The sequence below is a fragment of the Hymenobacter cyanobacteriorum genome, assembly GCF_022631375.1.
In the GTDB taxonomy this organism is placed as follows: domain Bacteria; phylum Bacteroidota; class Bacteroidia; order Cytophagales; family Hymenobacteraceae; genus Hymenobacter; species Hymenobacter cyanobacteriorum.
Genome location: NZ_JALBGC010000003.1, coordinates 71,877 through 87,588, shown reverse-complemented (window position 1 = coordinate 87,588; position 15,712 = coordinate 71,877). Strand labels below are relative to the sequence as shown.

General features: G+C 56.7%; 9 protein-coding genes. 4 read left to right on the top strand and 5 right to left on the bottom strand.

Annotated features, from left to right (window positions below; translation table 11 throughout):
* Positions 1-48 precede the first annotated feature (48 nt).
* The 4 genes from MON38_RS10180 to MON38_RS10165 all read left to right on the top strand — a co-directional run bounded on the left by MON38_RS10180 (position 49) and on the right by MON38_RS10165 (position 5,105).
* Entirely contained in the window at positions 49-990 is a 942-nt protein-coding gene (locus tag MON38_RS10180; RefSeq protein WP_241936062.1) for a HamA C-terminal domain-containing protein, read from the top strand.
* Positions 968-3,658: a DEAD/DEAH box helicase gene (locus MON38_RS10175; RefSeq protein WP_241936061.1), complete on the top strand. Its 2,691-nt coding sequence runs from the start codon at positions 968-970 to the stop codon at positions 3,656-3,658. Before MON38_RS10180 ends, MON38_RS10175 begins: the two co-directional genes overlap by 23 nt.
* Positions 3,659-3,810: 152 nt before the next feature.
* Positions 3,811-4,410 carry a hypothetical protein gene (locus MON38_RS10170; protein ID WP_241936060.1) on the top strand — a complete coding sequence of 200 codons (600 nt, stop codon included), beginning with the start codon at positions 3,811-3,813 and terminating at the stop codon, positions 4,408-4,410.
* 293 nt (positions 4,411-4,703) lie between these two features.
* Positions 4,704-5,105, top strand: a complete 402-nt coding sequence (locus MON38_RS10165; RefSeq protein ID WP_241936059.1) for a hypothetical protein — start codon at positions 4,704-4,706, stop codon at positions 5,103-5,105.
* A gap of 110 nt (positions 5,106-5,215) precedes the next feature.
* Here MON38_RS10165 and MON38_RS10160 read toward each other — a convergent pair whose 3' ends face one another.
* From MON38_RS10160 to MON38_RS10140, 5 genes are all read right to left on the bottom strand, one after another.
* A complete protein-coding gene (locus MON38_RS10160) occupies positions 5,216-6,760 on the bottom strand; it encodes an FAD-dependent monooxygenase (RefSeq protein WP_241936058.1) in 1,545 nt (514 codons plus the stop codon).
* Positions 6,761-6,837: 77 nt separating this feature from the next.
* On the bottom strand, positions 6,838-7,629 hold the full coding sequence (locus tag MON38_RS10155) for a helix-turn-helix domain-containing protein (RefSeq protein ID WP_241936057.1): 792 nt from the start codon (positions 7,627-7,629) through the stop codon (positions 6,838-6,840).
* Positions 7,630-7,898: 269 nt separating this feature from the next.
* On the bottom strand, positions 7,899-9,653 hold the full coding sequence (locus MON38_RS10150) for a GEVED domain-containing protein (RefSeq protein ID WP_241936056.1): 1,755 nt from the start codon (positions 9,651-9,653) through the stop codon (positions 7,899-7,901).
* Between the two features lie 317 nt (positions 9,654-9,970).
* A complete protein-coding gene (locus tag MON38_RS10145) occupies positions 9,971-11,254 on the bottom strand; it encodes a M43 family zinc metalloprotease (protein WP_241936055.1) in 1,284 nt (427 codons plus the stop codon).
* Positions 11,255-11,549: 295 nt separating this feature from the next.
* Positions 11,550-15,656 carry a metallophosphoesterase gene (locus MON38_RS10140; protein WP_241936054.1) on the bottom strand — a complete coding sequence of 1,369 codons (4,107 nt, stop codon included), beginning with the start codon at positions 15,654-15,656 and terminating at the stop codon, positions 11,550-11,552.
* Positions 15,657-15,712 lie beyond the last annotated feature (56 nt).

Here is a 15,712-nt window from a genome sequence, read left to right as displayed (position 1 = left end):
ATATAAAATCCGTTTGTTTTAATAAATTTCCTGATAACATCAAATATTATGATTTCGGCGGAACAGTTTGATTGGAAAAAGCTCATCAGAATAGATAGAACATGGGTGACCGGACAGCTAGCGAACCATTTTTTATCTTTTGATGGAAAAGTAATTGTAAGAGCATACACTCTCAAAGCTTCGGGGACAGTAACAACGCCTTTTGCAATAGCTGAAGTTCTCGCAAACATGATAGCACACTATGTGCATGGTGAAATGAGAACACAAAATTTAGGGGAGACTAGGGCGGTATTAAGCGCCATTAAGTATTTTGGTGAAAAAGATACTAATACTGATGGCAAATTTGGAGAATTGCTTCTGTTTGCACTTGTGGAGGCTGTACTTGGGTGTAAGATGGTCGCGCATAAACTTCGCTCATTGTCGAACTATAAAGACCAAGTTAAAGGCGGGGACGGAATATTTTTGGGTCACTATACAATCGAAGGTGAAGAATACGCCGCATATCTCATAGGAGAATCTAAAATAATGGGTAGATATAATGCAGCCTTAGAAGATGCCTGTAAATCAATAGATAGGTTTCATGAGCCCAGTAAGTCAAGTGAATTTTTTAACACAGAATTGATAGTGGCAAAAGATAATCTGTTATTAGATAATGCCATAGACCTTGACGAGTTATATGATAGGTTAACACCAACGTCAGATTTGTTCAAAAAGCAAGTGCTTGTACATCCGATTTTGATTATGCATGATTGGATTCAAGTTGAGAAATTGGAAAATGCTGCTAAGACTAATGAATCTTTAGAAAAAGCTATAAAAGCTGAAATTGAAAAGAAAAAGGGGTATTACACACAGAGTATAAAAAATATGTTTTCTAAATATCCAAGAATACAAAAGGTGTATTTAGATTTTTTCATAATTCCATTCAAAGACGTAAAAGAGTTCAGAAACGCATTGTATTATCATATCCATGGAGTCCACTACCAAGAATAATTCGCCTGTTTCTGCTTACCAAGCAGCTTATGAGCATTCATTGCTCAATTCTGTAACTGATAATTTGATACTGAATACTTTCATTAATACACGCATAGCTAGCGGCGCAGCTGTAGTTCAAAATCAGAAAATTGCTGTGCATATACAGGACATAAGAAAGTGTGTCTGGCTTGCATCTATACTAGCGAATAGTGCTCATGAGGACCATAGAAGGAAAGCGCAGACTTTTGCAGCACTTGTCTATTTGAATTATAAAGATGACATAGATATTGCAAGAGCTGCATATGTTGTTATGTCAAGGGCAGGGAATCTTATTGCGACAAAATTTCTCGCGATACTATTTGACGCTAATGATATAGCGACGAACTTCAAGCTAGACTTTGGGAGTTCATTGAATTATGAGCTTGAATCAGAGCGAGAAAGCAGCACGATTGAAATATCTAAGAATTATTTTCTGACTACTAGGTTTCAAAGGAATTTATGGGAAAAACTGAATGCTAGGCAAAACATAGCAATTTCAGCACCTACTTCATCAGGTAAATCATTTATTATTAAGAAATATATTGAAAAAAGATTTAATGAACTCGAAAAAGCGGTAATTCTTTACATAGTCCCATCACGAGCGTTAATAAATCAAGTGAGCGAAGAATTGAGGAGGGACCTTAATATAAGTGAAGTTGATATCCGAACAGCTTTTATTACAGATGACCAGTTGAGAAATGTTGCACCAAAACAAGTGTTTGTGCTTACAGCTGAAAGATGTCTCAAGTTATTGCAGTATAGTTGGTTAAAGCAATTTGTATTGGATTTAATTTTTGTGGATGAAATACAAAATGCCGAGGATGAAGGTGGGAGAGGGACAATACTTGAGTATGTCTTAAGAGAGTTGTTACTATTAAATGAAAAGGCGCAGATAATTTCGGCTGGGCCTAACATTGGTAATGCTGGGCTGGCTTTTTATGGAATATTTGGGAAGGAAGGTGTTGAAATCAAGACATCGATTTCACCGGTTTTTCAAATTAAAACAATCGTGAAGCCTGGTAATAATGATTTGCAAGTAATAATTAAGGCAGGGGACGGAGTGGATTATACAATCAAAATAAATACTGACTCTGATATAAAGAAGAAATTTGAGAAAAACATCGGAACAGGTCTGCCTGATGTAATTCGCTATCTTGGTGGAGATAACCAAAACTTGATATATTCTCCAAGAACTGACTATGCAGAAGATTGGGCATTAAAGTTTGCTGAAACAAAAAATCCTTTGGTGGATATAAACAGTGAGCTGTCGGAACTAATAGATTTTCTTAGGGAAGAGATACACGAAGACTATTTCTTAATAGATTGTTTGCAGAAAGGAATTGCATTTCATCACAGTAAACTGCCGGACGTTGCGAGAAAAGAGATAGAAGACTTGTTTCTTTCCGGAAAAATCTCTAACCTATTTTGTACCTCCACTCTAATGGAAGGTGTGAATATGCCTGCAAATAATCTATTTGTTGTTATACCCAAAAAAAGGACTAATGATTTGTCTGGCTTTGAATTTGGCAATCTTATTGGACGCGCTGGACGCATAAGCGACTCTCTATATGGTGCCATTTATTGTATCGAAAGAAAGGAAGCAGAATGGGCTGAATCCTATTATAGCAAAACATATGAAAAAGATATAGTTACTGTATCAGAAAAATCTCTTTTTCCTTCTCAAGAGTTTATTGATAAATTAAGCTTGCCATTTTCAAGCTTAGATAATGATGGCGATAAGAATACAATTATATTTTTAAGACATAAATTAATACGAGATGAGAAAGAGTTTAACGAATATTTGCGAATGAAAAATGTTAATCAAGCTTCGATATCAAGTATGATGGCATTAATACAAGTAGATGTAGAAGGCATAATTGTGCCTGCTGAAATCTTGAGATTAAATCCATCAATTGACCCAATATTGCAAAATAAGTTGTACTTGGCTATTCAGGAAGAAGGTGTTGGTGCATGGGTTGTTATTCTAAACCCAAATTTTAAAAAGTCTATTTCCAAAGAATCAGTCCCTGATTTCAAACGAGATGAATTAAGTTTTTATTGGCAATTGGTTTTTATAATAGATAAGCTGAATGAGTTATTTGGTCTTAGGCTTGAAGCCCTTTTCAAGCAAGGAATTCCTATGTCTACTAATCAGATGTGCTTATATGGAGTCAAATGGTTAGATGGCAAGAGCCTAAAAGAGCTTATTGAAGAAGATATTAGATTTCATGCTAGGCATATAAACCCATCGCGACGCATAGATATAAATAATATTGACCAAGTCAATGAAAGAATTAAACAGGTTGTCAATATTAGCTCTACAATTGTGTCTTTTATACTGGTTAAATATCTTAAGTTATTGAATGACCATTTAGATTTTATTATGACCGACAAAGAGAAGGATTTATATAAATTTTCTTTGGCATTGCCAATTATGTTGGAATTAGGTTCTGCAGATGCCCTGGTAATTCAATTAATATCGAAAGGCATAACTAGAAGTGTAGCACTGAAAATTGCTAGAGTATTCCCCATCTCTTTGAAAGAACAAGGAGTCGATATTGTGCTTTGGTTAAAATCCCAAACTACAATTGGACTCAAACCTATATTCGAGCGATACTTAAGAAAAATGAATATGCTGAAAGCTTGATTTCTTAATGAGTAAACGAGCCCCAGCCGCCCCAGCAGCCGGGGCTTCTTCGTGCTCCTTCAGCAACTCTTGTTACATCCCTCCCAAAAAATAAAACCCATGTAACTGCCGTTGTTACATCGCGCCGAATTTTTTCCGGCCGTGTAACAACTATGCCCCGCGGGCTCCCTTCTGACTCTCTTTCGGCGGCCGTGCGGGCGCATTTCGGCCTGACGCAGGCGGAGCTGGGGCGCTACCTGGGCGTGGCGCGCGAACAGGTGGCTTTCGTGGAAGCGGGCAAGCGCTCGTTTTTGCCGGGGCCCGAGCGGCGGCTGCGCCCGTTGGCGCTGCTGCTGCCCGGCGTGCTGCTGGCCGAAAGCCCCGCGCCGCCCCCGGCCGCGCCCGAAGCGCCGGCCGAAGCGCCGGCCGAAGCGCCGGCCGAAGCGCCTGCTGCGGCTGCCCTGCGCAAGCGCCTGCGCCAGTGCCGGCACGAGGCCGCGCAGCTGCGCTACGAGCTGGAAAACCACGCCGCCCGCACCCAGGCGCGGGCGCAGCGGCAGCGCGGCCTGGCGCAATTGCGCGCGGCACTGCTGCCCGCGCCCGCCGCGCCCGCCGATGCCGAAACGGAGCACTGCCGCCGCTGGCTGGCTTCGCTGGCCGCCGAAGCGCCGGCCGCGCCGGAGAGTAATACGGTGCGGGCGCTGGGCGAGGCACGTCTGCGCGGCCTGCTGGCCGAAGCCGAGGCGCTGGAGCAAGCGCTGGCGGGCGGGTAGGGAATGAGCGCTGGACTGAGACCGTCATGCAGAGCGCAGCGAAGCATCTCGCGTGCTTTAGCTAATCCTGCTGATTGGATTGCGTTGTGCACGCGAGATGCTTCGCTACGCTCTGTATGACGGCCTTTTTTATTCTGGTATTCCCAATAGCCCGCTGAAATAGCAGCGGAAAAATAAAACGCGGCAGTAGCACAATGTGAAAATGCGTGGGCCGTTGTGCGAATATCGTTCTGCAGACGAAACGCTTGCTTCCAATTTTTCACTTAACCATGTAACCTACTATGGATTACTCAGTGAATTTGTTGACCGCCGCCGCCGACTGCGATGCCGCCATCGCCGTGGCCGATTCGGAGCTGCGCGACCTGCAGCACCGCGAAGACAACCTCGATTACGTGCGCGAAAACAGCACCGAAAGCGCCACTGAGGTGCAGGCCGAAATGGCCAGCCTCACCGCCGAAATCGACGCGCTGAACACGATTATTCCCACGCTAGCGGCCGGCACCAAGGCCCGCAAAACCAACGAAATCAGCCTGCGCCGCGCCACCAACCGCCAGGCCATCCTCAATGACAAGCAGGACTCGCGCGGCCCCGTGGCCCTGCTCACCCGCGAACTCAACCTAGCGCAGGTGCAGGCCCAGATTACCGAAACCACCGCTTTCAAAACGGCCGTAGTGGCGCGCAAGGCGGCGCTGTAAGAGGCAGGCGCCCGTCGTGTTGCAAAGAATCCCCGGCCTCGTGGTCGGGGATTCTTTGCGTTTGGGGGAAGCCGTTGGTTTACGAAGTAGAGACGCAAAATACCGCGTCTCTACTTCGTAAACCAACGGGCCACGGCGGCTTGTGCCTCGCTAGCCGTATGAGCGTGGCCGGTGGCCCAAGCCACGATGCCATCGGGGCGGACGAGGGCGGCGCGCAGGCCCAGGGCGTTTTGCGGTCGGCGCGCTACGTAGTGCACTTGCGGGCCCGTGGCTTGCGCCAGGGCCTGGAGCGAGACATCACCGTCGAAGTCGAGCAGCAGGCCCCGGCCGTCGCGTAGCAGCTCGTCGACGGTGCTGCCGTCATCGAACGCGAAGTTGGGCACGCTGTGGCCGGTGAGCGGGTTTTCGCCCGCGAGCGGGTACTGCAGGTGGATGCCCCACACCCGGCCCGCTACATAAGTGGCGCCATCGCGCGTGGCCAATAGGTCGCGGAAAACGGCCTGCAGCGCGCGGGCCGCCGGTTCGGGGCGCATGAGGGCCACCTGGGCGCGCGACCAATCCAGCACCTGCGCGCCGATGGGGTGCCGCTCGGTGGTGTAGCTGTCGAGCAAATTGGCCGGGCCTTGGCCGTGAACGGTAGCGGCGAGCTTCCAGCCCAGGTTCAGGGCATCGCCGATGCCCAGGTTCAGCCCCTGGCCGCCCAGCGGCGCGTGAACGTGGGCGGCATCGCCGGCCAGCAGCACCCGGCCGTGGCGATAGGTAGAGGCCTGGCGGGCCCGGTCGGTCCAGGTAGTAGCGGCGTGCAGGGCGCGAATGGTTACGTCGGTGCTGGAGATGCGGCGCAGCACCTGCTGCACCTGTTCGCGCGTGATGGGCTGGCCGGGCTGGTGCGCGGCCCCGCCGTCGAAATCCTGTAGCACCAGGTAGCCGGGCTGCGATTGCAGGTACATGCCGGCGGTCGTGAGGTTGCGGCCGGGCAGCAGCTTCTCCGGGTCGGCCAGGTCGGCCTGCACGGTGTAGCCCGTAAATTCGGGCTCGGTGCCGACGAAGTCGAAGCCACCCACTTTACGGACGACGCTGCGGCCGCCGTCGCACCCCACCAGCCAGTGTGCGGCAAAGGTTTCGCCGCTGCCCTGCACCGTTACGCCGTGCTCGGTTTGCTGCAAGCTGGTAATGGCTACTCCGCGCCGAATGACCACGCCCAGGGTTTCGGCGCGGTGAGCCAGCACGGTTTCCAGTTCCTCCAGTTCCGCCATCAGGCTGGTGGGGGGCGAACTGGGCAGGCGGTAGGGCCATTGCGTGGCGTCCACGGCGCCGGCGTGAAACGGCAGGCCGGCGAAGTGCCCCACCTGCCGCTGGGCACCCTGGCCGGCGTGCTGGTGGGGGTTTTTCAGGCGCTGGTGCAGCGTCAGCTCCTGCAGCAGCCCGCGGCGGTCGAGGGCCTCGATGGTCGGGGCCGACAGCCCCCGAACGCCAAAGGGCACCTGCTTGAGGAGCGAGTGCGGGCTCGCGGCTTTTTCGAGCAGCAGCACCGAGCAATGAGCCAGCGCCAGCTCGCCGGCCAGGAAAAGCCCGACCGGGCCGGCTCCGGCAATGATGACATCGTAAATCGGTGGGTTGGGGGAGAGGGGCGGGTGGTTTGCAGTAGTTTCCATCGGCATGGGGTTGATTACTGCACAAAATTCCGGCGGGCTCCTGCCCCGGGCTTGTACAAACGCGACAAAAGCGGGTGTTAGAGCCGGTTGCCGGTGCCATTGCGCACGTTGCGGGCGAAGGCGGCGGGCGTAGTGCCGCTGTAGCGCTTGAACTCCCGGCTCAGGTGGGCCTGGTCGGTGTAGCCCAGTTCCTGCGCCAGGCCGGCCAGGTTGGCATCGGGGTGCTGCCACAAATAGTTGCGTACCTGCTCAAAGCGCATCAGCCCCGATACGTTTTTCACCGTGTGGCCCGCCGACTGCTTAAACTTCCGCTCCAGGGTGCGCACCGTGGCGTGGGCCGCCGCGGCTACCTGGCGCACCGGCAGCGTGCCGTGGGCGGCCTGCATGGCCTTGCCCGCTTTGCCCAGCAGGCGGTCGAGGCTAGCTGGCACCGGGGCCGACAGGAAATACTGTTCGGCCAGCGCCAGCGCTTCTGCTGGGCGGCCGGCCCGCAGGCATTCGGCCAGCGGGGCCTGCAGCCGGGCAATCGGGTGCTCCATGCGGCGCACGCCCGCCGGCCCGGGCGTTAGCCCAAGCAGGTCGAACACCGTCCAGGGAAAGCAGCGGATGCCAATGATTTCCAGCCGGTGCTCGGCGTAGAACCGAACTGGCCGATGGAGCAGCCCAACCATAAACGGCGAGGGCAGCAGCTGCTGGCCGCCTTCGGTGACCAGGCTACACGGGCCCCCGAAGTAGAAAATGATTTCCGCGTAGCCATCCGGCACCACCTCAAAATCCGCAGGCTGCTCGCCCGGCTCTTTGCTGTCGTACCAAAAGCATTTGATGCGGTCGCGTAGCGCTAAAGGGGGAATGATTTCCTGGTGCGGCATGCTGAAAGATAGCAACCGGAAATGGCTTCAACTGGCCCGCCGGGTGGAATATAGAAATGTGTGCACAGTAAAAAAAGAACGTCATGCTGAGCGCAGCCGAAGCATCTCTACCGCAGTAGTAATCCAATCTCATGGTTTACTGCTGCGGTAGAGATGCTTCGGCTGCGCTCAGCATGACGTTCTAAAAAGCATTTCTGGCCGCCCGCCCATCCACAAAAAAGCCCCGACCTGGCGGCCGGGGCTTTGTTTGTTTTCAGGAGCCCGGAAAGCTATTCTTTCACAAAACGCTGGTGCGAGGTGCCGGTGCCGTCGGTCACGTTCAGCAGGTAGGTGCCGGCGCGCAGGGCCGATACGTCTACCTGACCGTCGGTGAGCGACAGGCCGCGGATTTCAGCGCCGCGCAGGTCGTACACGCGCACCGAGAACGTAGCCTCGGGGTCGGCGTTGGCCGGGCGGGCAATGTTCAGCACCTGCGTAGCCGGGTTAGGGTACAGCGTGTACTGGTCGGCCAGGGCGTTGGGGTTGCTGGTGCGGGCCGTGCTGCCATCGGTGCGGGTGCCGCCCGAGATGGTGAGGGTGTAGTCCTCGGTTTCGCCGTAGCTGTAGCTGCCGCAGCTCGTCGTGGCCGAGTTGTCGCTCATCACCACGCGCAGGCGGGTGTTGCCGCTCTTGGCCGAGGTGGGTACCGTGAAGGAGAACGAGCGGGTAGTGGCTACCGAGCTGGCGGCCGCATTCACCACCAGTTCGCCGGCATCGGTGAACACGCCGTTCTGGTTGTAGTCGATGTACACTTTGAAGTACTCCGAATAAGCCGTGCCCGTGAAACCGGCCGACAGGCTGATGGTCTGCGAAGAGCCGGCGGCTACGGTGGTGCTCAGGGCCGTGCCGTCGTAGTAGCCGGCATTGGCGCCCGAAGTGCGGTTGATGCTGCCAAGCTGCACGAGGTCTACGTACTCGTAGGCTACGCTGCTGCCTTTGCTGGCGCAGTAGGTAACGGTAGGAGGAGGCGTGGTGCCGCCGCCGGGAGCCACGCCGCCCTGCGAGGTGAGCAGGCCCATGCGGGCCCCGCCGCTGGCAAACAGGGCATTCATGCGGGTGCTCTGGCCGGTCGAGAACATGAACATGGCGGCATCGTCCACGTAGTCCATGTAGTTCATGAACATGTCGCCGTTCGGGCCGTTCGAGCACGACACGTGCGGGAAGGTGGGCTTGCCGTAGTTTTCGGCGCCCTGGTTGGGCGTGTCGCTCACGTTGTCGGTGCCGGTGCAGGCCCCCGAGTCATCGCCCCAGATGTGGTTCAGGTTGAGCCAGTGGCCCACTTCGTGGCTGGCGGTGCGGCCCAGGTTGTAGGGCGCGGTCACGGTGCCGGTGCGGCCGAAGTACACGGGCGAAATCACCACGCCGTCGGTAGCGGCCGCGCCGCCGGGAAACTGGGCATAGCCCAGAATGCCGCCGCCGATGGTGCCCACCCACAGGTTCAGGTACTGGCTCGAGTTCCAGGCGTCGAGGCCGCCGGTGCTGGCTTTCTTGATTTTATCGGCGGTGCCCCAGCTGGTGATGGTGCTGCTCTTGCGCTCGATGCCGGTGGTAGCCACGCCGCTCGGCGTGCGCTTGGCCAGCACGAACTGAATGCCCACGTCGGCCACCTGGCCGGCAAAGGCGCTGGGGGTTTTGGTGTAGTCCGAGTTCAGCTTGTGGTAATCCTCGTTCAGCACGGCAATCTGCGAGGCAATCTGGGCATCCGAAATGTTCTCCGAAGCCGTGCTGTAGAGCACGTGCACCACTACCGGAATGGTCACGCTCACGGCGGCAGTGCCGCGCTGGGCGGTGCCGGCCTGCTTGGCCGCGTACATTACTGCCTGGTTGTTGATGTCGGCCATGCGGGCGGCCAGGCCGGGGTCGGCGGCGAGCTGCTGTTGCAGTACGTCAACGGTCGCGCAGGAGCGTTTCTGAGCCTGCGCGGAAGTGGTAGTGAGCGCAAGACCCAGCAGGCCCAACGCGGCAGCGTAAAAAGTTTGTTTCATGAAAATAGGTAAGTGAGTGAAGTGAAAAATGTAATTCAGGGCGCCAAACTAGATACTGATTTGCAATTATTTTAACAGAATTATGTCTTTGTTTAAAATATTTCATTAACATGGTACTATGGGCCGGTTTGTTTTGTGATTTTTGAATATTATTCATTTCCTGTTCATAAATACTTTGGCAATCGGAGCAATTCAATAAGCGCAGCTTGCTTAGGATGAATGACATCAGTGGCTGGCGGCGCGACCATAAACCACAACGCCCCGCCCGGTGAGGGGCAGGGCGTTGGTTTCAGGCAGAATGGAGTAGCCGCCTCGGCTTATTCCTTCTCGAAGCGCTGACGGGTGACGTCAGCCCCGGTGCCAACCGTGATATAATACAGGCCGCGGGGCAGGCTGCCGACGCGCACCTGGCCGCGGCTATCGTAGCTAATCTGCTTCATTTCGTGGCCGGCCAGGTCAAACACGTGCACCGTGGCACGGCCGGCGTCAGCGCCGGCGGGCAGGCTCAGGTTCAGCACGTCGCTGGTGGGGTTGGGGTAAGCCGTGGCGAGCGTTGTGGTAGCGGCCGCGCGCGGGGCCGTGCCGCCGAGCGAGGTGAGCAGGCCCGCGCGGGCCCCGCCGGTGGCAAACAGCGCGTTCATACGGGCGCTCTGGCCGGTCGAGAACATGTACATGCACTTGTCGTCGGTGTAATCCATGTAGTTCATGCTCATGTCGCCCGAGTTCGAGCAGGTCACGTGCGGGAAGGCAGGGCAGCCGTAGTTGCTGGTTTGCTGGGTGGGCGTGTCGCTCACCAGGTCGTTGCCGCAGGAGGCATCGCCCCAGATGTGGCGCAGGTTCAGCCAGTGGCCCACTTCGTGGGTGGCGGTGCGGCCCAGGTCGTAGGTGGTGGTGTAGGTGCCGGCCGAATATTTGGCGCGGCTACCGAAGGCCGAGTACAGAATTACCACGCCGTCGGTGCTGGCCGAGCCGCCGGGGAACTGCGCGTAGCCCAGCAGGCCCTGGCCCAGGTTGCAGGCCCATAGGTTGAGGTATTTGGTGGCATCCCAGGCATCGTCGCCGCCGCGCTTCGAGTTCTTCACGGCATCGTTGGTACTCCACGACGCGGTTTTGGTTTGCTTGTGGATGATGCCGTTGGTGGCCGCGCCCGTGGGCGTGCGCTTGGCCAGCACAAACTGCACGTTGGCATCGGCAGCGAGGCCGGCAAACTGCGCGGGGGTCTTGCTCACGTCGGCGTTCAGCTTGCGGAAGTCCTCGTTCAGCACGTCAATCTGCGACTGCACCTGGGCATCGGAGATGTTCTGGGCGGCCGTGTTGTAGAGCACGTGCACGACTACCGGAATAATCACGGTGCCGGCAGCGGTGCGCTGCAGGTTGGGGCTGGCCATCACGCGCTGGGCGTGCGCTTCGATGGCGGCCATGCGCTGAGCTTGGGCGGGGTCGGCGGCGAGTTGGGCTTCCAGCACTTCCATCGAGCCGCAGGCGCGACGGGTGATGGCGCTGCCTTCGGGCGCGCGGCTAATGGAGATGCGGGCATCCTGCGCCAGGGCGGAGGTAGAGAGACCCAGAACGGCAAGGGCGGATAAGTAAAGTTTGTTCATTTCAAAAAATGGTGGGATGAGGAAATAATGAATTTCAGCTGACAATGTAGTGGATTTTACAAAAACAACAACTCAGTATTATGGAATTGCCAATATTCTGTTGGTCAGGCCAACAAAAAAAGCACTACTTGCTTCGGCAGGTAGTGCTTTTTTTGTTATGTATCGGCAGTGCATCAAAACCTTATGCTAAGCTCGTCGAAGCATATCTACCGCCGAAGTAATCACTTACTATTGCGGCAGCGATGCTTCGGCTGTGCTCAGCATGACCGTGCTTTCAGCCTTACCACATAAGCTCTTAAAACAGGAAGTCGAAGCCGACAAAAATCAGCTTTTCCTCGCCCACCGAGTACGTCACGTTGATGACGGCCGCCTTGAGAATGTCGGCGTAGATGCCGCCGCCGAAACCAGTGTGGAAGGCCGCGAGGCCGGTGCGGGTGTCGTTGTCGGAGTACACGCGGCCGGCGTCGGCCAGGCCCATTATGCCGAACGTGCCGGGGAAGAGGTAGGCGTTGAACTTGAACAGCTCCAGGCGCGGCTCGAAGTTGGCGTAGAGCGCCGTGCGGCCGGCAAAGCGGGTGCGCCGGTAGCCGCGCAGGTTGGTGGTGCCGCCCAGCGTGTTGGCCTGGTAGAAGCGGTAGTCGCCGTAGTTGCGCTGGTAGCCGATGCGGCCGGCGTAGGTGAGCTTGAAGGGGAAGTTAGGCGTGAGGTAGGCCGATAATTCCGTGCTGAGGCGACCAAAACTGAGGCTTTCTTTATTCAGCTGCCAGTTGTACTGGTACTCATTGTGCCAGCGCAGGCCAATGCGCGGGTTTTTATCCGAAGAAACGGCGTCGATGTTCAGGTACATCAGGCCGCCGAGGTACTGGTTGGTCTGGAAGTCGGACGAGCGGATGCCGAACCGGCGGTTTTCGTAGGTCGTGATGCCACCGCGGGTGAGGCTGTCCTTGATAACCGTGCCGATGGGGTCCTGCTCGACCCGGAACTGGTCGTACTGCGGCCCAATGCCAAAGCGGGCGAAGGTGAACAGCTTGCGCTCGAAGGTAGGAGCCAGGGTGAAACGGTCGAAGCGCACCCGGTAGGCGCTGTTCACGGTGCGGTTGGTCACGCGGCCGCGGTTGGCATCTTCGGTGGCCGAGTTGGTTGTGTTGTTGCCAATGCCAAAGAAGTTGTAGAGCAGCTGCGGGCCGTAGTACTGGGCCGCAATGTGCAGGTCGGTCTTCTTGAAAATGCGGGTAAACTGGCCGGTGTAGCGGATGTTGTAGGCTTCGCGGGCCGGCGCAAAGTTGGCCGTAATGGTTTGCTCCCACGAGTAGGGCTCGCGGCGGAAACCGTAGTGCCGATAGGTGGCGCCGCCGCCAATGAGCACGCCGTCGTCGATGTTATAGCCAAAGTACACGGCCGGGCCGAAGTAGTCGAGGCGGTAGTCCTTCAGGTCGAAGCGGTGCGGGTAGTCGTAGCGGCTCACGTCCATGCCGGGCTCCAGGCGCAGGCGGGCCTCGCCGCTGGTGTTGATGACGTTGCCGGTGTCGGCGTCGTACACCTGGGTTTTGTGGAGCAGGCCGCCCACGTGGTCGCGGGTGGTGATGGTGTCGCGGCCCGTGCCGGCAATGATGCGCAGCTTCACGCCGCGCTTCACATCGCCGCGCACATCGTACACGTCCTTGCCGCTGATGCCGTAGAGGCGCACCTCATCGGTCACGGCATCGTCGAAGGTGCGGTCGTAGAGCACCTTGGTCAGCTTGCCATCCTTATTGATTTTGCGCATCACCACATGGGTTTTGCGGCCGTCGAGGCGCTCCACGGTGAATTTCTCGTTTTTCTGCGAGCCGCGCACTTCCACGATTTCAGCCAGCACATCGGCGTAGTCGCCGGCCAGCTTGGGCAGCAGGTCGCGCCGGCTGCGCAGCTTGGCCATGATTTCCTTGGCGTGCAGGTCGTAAATCTCCTTGGGCCACTTCTCGCGGAAAGCCTTTTCGATGACTTCATCGGTGAGGTGCTCCTTCATGTAGGTGCCCTGGGCAATCCACTGCTCGCGGGTCACGGCGCTCATAAATACCCGGTCGTTGCTCATGCCGGTCTGATTCAGGCCCCGGAAATCGGCGTAGTCGTAGCCGAAGTTCTGGAAGTTGCGCACCGCAAACTTGCGCGAAATCAGGTAGGGCAGCACCCCGTCGCCCTTGAAGAAGGCAATGTCGCGGTCTTCGGGCACGGCCACGAAGGTTCGGTCGCCGTCCTTGCTTTTGCGCTCGCTCCAGCGCCACTGGTCCTCGTGCCGGTCCCAGTCGCCAATCCACATATCGAACAGGCGCGAACGGGCAAAAGCCACCTGGTCCACCTTGTTGTCGTTGTCTTCGAGCAGGCGCTCCAGCATTTTGTCGGTGCTCACCAGCTTGGTGGCGTAGCCCAGGCTGGCCACGTTGGCCTGGCTGTCCTTGGCATCTTCCTCCAGGGCGGCCGGCAGGTCGTGGAACTGCGCGTAGTACTGGCCCAGCAGCGGGTCGCGCGGAATGAACACCGGCACCGGGTTGGTGTGCAGAATGCCGGCCGCCGTGCCCAGCGGCGGCAGCACAAACGAGGCGTAAGGGTGCTGGGCCGAAATCTGGTCCTGCAGCACGGCCTTGGCCAGGCCGGTGCGCAGCTGTTCGGGCAGCACAGCGGCGGGGTCCTTGTCGATGCCGCGCAGCGAGAAGTTGTAGCCGGCTTCGTTGCGCACCTTCAGCGAAGCGGTTTGCTTGCCGCCGCCGGTTTTGTAGGGCGTCAGGCCGCCTTCGTCGCGCGAAAGGTCGAGCACCTTAAATTTCACTGGCGTCGCCCACTCCTTGCGGTAGTGCTCGCCCAGCAGCCAGTTGTGGAATTTGCCGTGCTTGTCGTAGTCCGGGTTAATGGCCCGCGTCACGGTGCTGTCGCGGAAGTCGGGCCGCTTGGTGGGCATGGGGTCCTTGGCCAGCGCGGCGGCGTTCTTCTCCTTTTTCTTCTCCTTGTCGTCCTTGTCCTGCTTGATGGCCTCGGTGGTTTCGGGCAGCTTCTTGCCGTCGGCCTGGCCGTTGGTGGTCGTCAGCGCGGTTTCAGAAACCGGCTGGGCCGAGTTGGTGGCCACGGCGCCCACGGTTTTGGTGTAGAGCGGCGTGCGGAACACGCGGCGGGCCGTGCGGCCGTCGCCCTGCGGAATAAAGTATTCGGCCCACACCTGGCCGTCGGTGTAGTAGTTCACTTCGGCCCAGCCCTTCTCCTTGTCCGAGAAAATAGCCCCCCCGCGTTGGCCGGGCTTCACGTGCTGGGTTTTGCAGCCCGAGCCGCTCACGATGAAGTGCGTGCTGCCTTCCTTATAGTACTGCAGGTTGTGCTCGTGCCCGGCCGCGTAAATCACGTTCGGGTACTTGCTGAACAGCTCCAGCAGGTTTTTGCGGTAGGCCTGGTAAGCGGGGTGGGGGATGTCCTGGTTGATGCCGCCGTACTTGCGCGCAAACGGGTAAATCGACCCGATGATGGGCAGCGGCAGAAACGCGTATTTGAAAACGATGCTGAGCGGGAAAATGTGGTCGGCCAGCGTGAAGTAGCCGCCGTGAATGCCGTCGGAGAACAGCGGATGGTGCGCAAACACCATGATGTTCTTGTTCTTGTTGCGCTCGATAATTTCCTCGATGGCGGCGTACACGTCGTCCTCGTTTTCGGCCCCGCAGCTGCGGCCGATGGGGCGGTTGGCCGGCGGCGTCAGAAACCATTGCGAGTTCAGGGCAATGAGCACCACGTCGTCCTGCACGCGCACCTCGAACGGGCCGGGGCAGCCGTCGCGGGGCAGGAAAAAGTCGCCGGTGTAGGAAAACGCCGCCGAATCCTTCATCATGTATTTCTCCACAAACGCCTGCTCGCGGTTCACCTGGGCCAGGCCGCCGGGCAGGCCCTGAATCCAGTCGTGGTTGCCGGGCGTCATGTACTTCTCGCCGGGGTAGCCCCGAAAAACGTCGAGCTGGGTGATGAGGCGCTTCTCGGCAATTTTGCGGTCGTAGGCGCCCTCCTCGGGCATGCCGTAGTTATAAATGTTGTCGCCGAGGTAGATGGTTGTGCTGTTTTTGCCGGCCTTCATAATCTGCTGGCGCAGGAAATTGAGGCTGGGCTCGCCGCCTTTCTCGGGCGGAATGGGGTTGCCCACGTCGCCAATCAGAAACACGCGGTAGCGGATGTTGGCCGAGTCGGGCGGCAGGTTGCGCTCCCAGTTCACGCCGGCTTTGCGGTAGTTGGGGCGGGCGTTGTGCGGGTTCTGGTCCGATTCGCCGGGCTCGGGCAGCTCCTTCTGGGTTTCCTTGGGGGGCTTGGGCGGCGCGGCGGGTTTGGCAGGCTGGGCCAAAGCAGCAAAAGGCAGGCAGCAGGCAAGCAGAAAAGTGAGGTGGCGAAGTCGGGTCATGTAATCGAAGGTACGGGACGGGGTATTGGCGGGCATTTGGGAAGGCGCAGGGGGGC

What these genes read in the sequence shown, in the direction of transcription:
- MON38_RS10170 (WP_241936060.1), top strand. Translation starts at nt 3,811, where the DNA reads ATGCCCCGCGGGCTCCCTTCTGACTCTCTTTCGGCGGCCGTGCGGGCG.
- MON38_RS10160 (WP_241936058.1), bottom strand. Translation starts at nt 6,760, where the DNA reads ATGGAAACTACTGCAAACCACCCGCCCCTCTCCCCCAACCCACCGATT.
- MON38_RS10155 (WP_241936057.1), bottom strand. Translation starts at nt 7,629, where the DNA reads ATGCCGCACCAGGAAATCATTCCCCCTTTAGCGCTACGCGACCGCATC.
- MON38_RS10140 (WP_241936054.1), bottom strand. Translation starts at nt 15,656, where the DNA reads ATGACCCGACTTCGCCACCTCACTTTTCTGCTTGCCTGCTGCCTGCCT.
- MON38_RS10145 (WP_241936055.1), bottom strand. Translation starts at nt 11,254, where the DNA reads ATGAACAAACTTTACTTATCCGCCCTTGCCGTTCTGGGTCTCTCTACC.
- MON38_RS10180 (WP_241936062.1), top strand. Translation starts at nt 49, where the DNA reads ATGATTTCGGCGGAACAGTTTGATTGGAAAAAGCTCATCAGAATAGAT.
- MON38_RS10150 (WP_241936056.1), bottom strand. Translation starts at nt 9,653, where the DNA reads ATGAAACAAACTTTTTACGCTGCCGCGTTGGGCCTGCTGGGTCTTGCG.
- MON38_RS10175 (WP_241936061.1), top strand. Translation starts at nt 968, where the DNA reads ATGGAGTCCACTACCAAGAATAATTCGCCTGTTTCTGCTTACCAAGCA.